This window comes from Fluviibacterium sp. S390, from assembly GCF_049800695.1.
GTDB lineage: Bacteria > Pseudomonadota > Alphaproteobacteria > Rhodobacterales > Rhodobacteraceae > Meridianimarinicoccus.
This window is the reverse complement of record NZ_JBNAFN010000058.1, coordinates 1-2,570: the sequence shown is the minus strand read 5'-3', so window position 1 is coordinate 2,570 and position 2,570 is coordinate 1. Positions and strand designations below refer to the sequence as shown.

Annotated in this window: 5 protein-coding genes and 1 other annotated feature; of the genes, 1 reads left to right on the top strand and 4 read right to left on the bottom strand. The window is 57.0% G+C overall.

Annotated elements, in window-relative coordinates:
- Positions 1-41 precede the first annotated feature (41 nt).
- From ACP15K_RS20280 to ACP15K_RS20265, 4 genes are all read right to left on the bottom strand, one after another.
- Positions 42-1,276 (bottom strand): IS3 family transposase gene (locus ACP15K_RS20280; protein WP_424991167.1). Its coding sequence is split into 2 segments (ribosomal slippage): positions 42-976 and positions 976-1,276, totalling 1,236 coding nucleotides; the frame shifts between segments, so codons are not numbered across the junction.
- Positions 873-989, bottom strand: a sequence feature (AL1L pseudoknot). It overlaps the preceding gene by 117 nt.
- 47 nt (positions 1,277-1,323) lie before the next feature.
- Entirely contained in the window at positions 1,324-1,452 is a 129-nt protein-coding gene (locus tag ACP15K_RS20275; protein WP_424991463.1) for a hypothetical protein, read from the bottom strand.
- 96 nt (positions 1,453-1,548) lie between these two features.
- Complete coding sequence (locus ACP15K_RS20270; protein WP_424991462.1) at positions 1,549-1,971, bottom strand: helix-turn-helix domain-containing protein; 423 nt, start codon at positions 1,969-1,971, stop codon at positions 1,549-1,551.
- Entirely contained in the window at positions 1,971-2,183 is a 213-nt protein-coding gene (locus ACP15K_RS20265; protein WP_424991461.1) for a MerR family transcriptional regulator, read from the bottom strand. Before ACP15K_RS20265 ends, ACP15K_RS20270 begins: the two co-directional genes overlap by 1 nt.
- A 151-nt stretch (positions 2,184-2,334) precedes the next feature.
- On the opposite strand from ACP15K_RS20265, the gene ACP15K_RS20260 reads away from it, so the two are divergent.
- A partial coding sequence (locus ACP15K_RS20260) for a transposase (protein ID WP_424990003.1) occupies positions 2,335-2,570 on the top strand: 236 nt, incomplete at its 3' end.

Below are 2,570 nucleotides of genomic sequence, written 5' to 3'. Positions count from 1 at the left end.
TGAACCGCCCCGGGTTTACCGGAGAGGGTTTGGTTCAATGATTAGGCTGCTTTTTCGTCAGCGTTCAAGGCTTCGTAGAAGGCCTCTTCTGCTTCTTGCGGCGTGACGTATCCGATGGCGCTGTGCAGGCGTTCGTTGTTGTACCAGTCGATCCATTTCAATGTCTCCCATTCGACCTGGCCAACCGATTTCCAGGGGCCGATGAAGTTGATAACTTCGGTCTTGAACAGGCCGATGGTGCTTTCGGCCAGAGCATTGTCATAACTGTCCCCGACGCTGCCGACCGAGGTGTCGATCCCTGCTTCGGCCAGTCGCTCGGTGTATTTGATCGACAGGTATTGGCTGCCACGGTCGCTGTGATGGATCAGTTTGTCGGCCTCGCACGGAGCCCTCTGGCAGATGGCCTGGTTCAAGGCATCCAGCACGAAACCGGTCGACATCGAGGTCGAGACGCGCCACCCGACGATCTTGCGGGCGAAAACATCGATCACGAAGGCTACGTAAACCATTCCCTGCCAGCTGGAGACATAGGTGAAATCCGAAACCCAAAGCTGGTTTGGGAAATCCGCCGCAAACTCTCGATTCACCTTGTCGTCGGGGCATGGCTGTGCCGTGTCAGGATTGGTCGTGACGACCTTCTTGCCCCGGACAACACCCTGAATACCCATGGCTTTCATCAGGCGCTCCACGGTGCAACGAGCGATGTCGTGTCCTTCCCGGCGCAGAGCGTGCCAAATCTTGCGTGCGCCGTACCGGCACCGGCTGGCATCGAACACACGTCTGATGGCAGCCTTGTCCAGAACATCACGCTTCGCCCGCTCGGACGCAGAGGCCGGTTCGTGTTCAACGGACTTGTGGGCATAGAACGTCGATGATGCGATTCCCAGAACCCGGCAGATCGGCCCGACACCAAAGACATCACGGTGGTCGTCGATGAAGCCAATCATCGCTTGAACGGGCGGTCGAGCTCCGCCTGAGCGAAATACGCTGACGCCTTCTTCAGGATCTCGTTGGCTTGCCTGAGTTCACGGTTCTCACGCTCCAGGGCTTTGATCCGTGCCTTTTCCTCGCTCGTCGGTCCGGACAATTCACCTGCATCACGCGCAGCGCGCCGATACCAGTCCCGCAGGCTGAAAGACGAACAGCCCAGCTTCGAGGCAATGGCCCGGTAGGCGGCACTGTCGCTGCTGTAATCAGAACGATGTTCGCGGAAAAGCCGAACGCCGCGCGCGCGGAACTCAGCCGTGTAACTCGGGGAAACTTTCTTCTCTGTCATGGGGCTCACCTTTTGAGAGTTTTACTCTCCGGTAAACCCGGGGCGGTTCACTGCTCGAACCTGAGGATCGCCGCGAGAATCTTGTCGGTGGTCTTCTCATCCAAACCTTTTGTCTGCTCGAGGAAAATGATGTAGTCGCGCTTGAGGCGTTCGTTTTGGGGAGATCGTTTGGCCATTGGAGTGGCTCGCTTTCTATTTGCCAGTACCGAGAAGAAGCTGCGGTTTGCGGTGATGTCTGAAGTGTTGATTTGAACCGAGGTTGATGGGTTCCTTTAGGCTCGTTCCCTTTCATTGCTGACGACTTCCAGACAGGTGGAGATTTTGGGCAGGTCAGAACTTTTGACGAACCGCCCGCAAGGCCCTTCACAGTGGCCACAAAACCCTTCAAGCCGGCCGCTCGCGCTGGTTTGTGGCGTATAGAACGCGATCCCATCCAGCGGCCTCGCACGGCGCTTGCATCGAAAACAGTAAAACTGGTCGAGGGGCATTTTGGTTTTGTGCGCCTGCCGCCTCTGCGCGAACGCGACCAGTTCCTGACCCAGGATGAGGTGCGGCTTTTGATCCGCCATAACCAGGAGGCCCTGGCGCGACCAGGCACGAACGGTTTGCACAGTGACGCCCAGCAGTGCACCCACGTCTTCGTAGGTGTAGTGCCGGTTCGCTTTGACGCGATTTACCGAAAAGCGTTTGGCCATCAGTTCTTCTCGCCTCGGAGCGTTTCAACCCGATTGGCCTCTGCCCAAGCATTCAGATCGGAACCGCGGTAGACGATTTTCCGACCCAGCTTGTAGAACGCGGGACCAATCTTCTTGTGCCGCCATTGCGCGAGTTTGATGCGGTCGCCGATCAAGTCGAGATCAGGGTCGCCGAGGACATAGTTTCGTTCTTGTTGGAACAGGTCAGCCATAATTCAATCCAAATCGTTGAGACTGGATTGATCTTGCCTACAAGGAGACGTCTCGAAAACACGCCGTGAAATCGCGTGATGTGCCTTAGGCTCAGGACCCATTGATTTCCGGCGATCAGCGTGATTCACCGTTCGAAAAACGAGCGGTGACATGTCTGATCTCTTCTGGCTTAGCGACGCGCAGATGGCGCGGCTTGCGCCTTTCTTTCCCAAGTCTCACGGCAAGCCCCGCGTCGATGATCGGCGCGTGTTGAGCGGAATTATCTTCATCAACCGCAATGGCTTACGTTGGCGGGATGCGCCCGCCGCATACGGTCCGCACAAGACCTTGTACAACCGCTGGAAGCGGTGGAGTGACAAAGGTGTTTTCGCGAGGATGATGGCTGG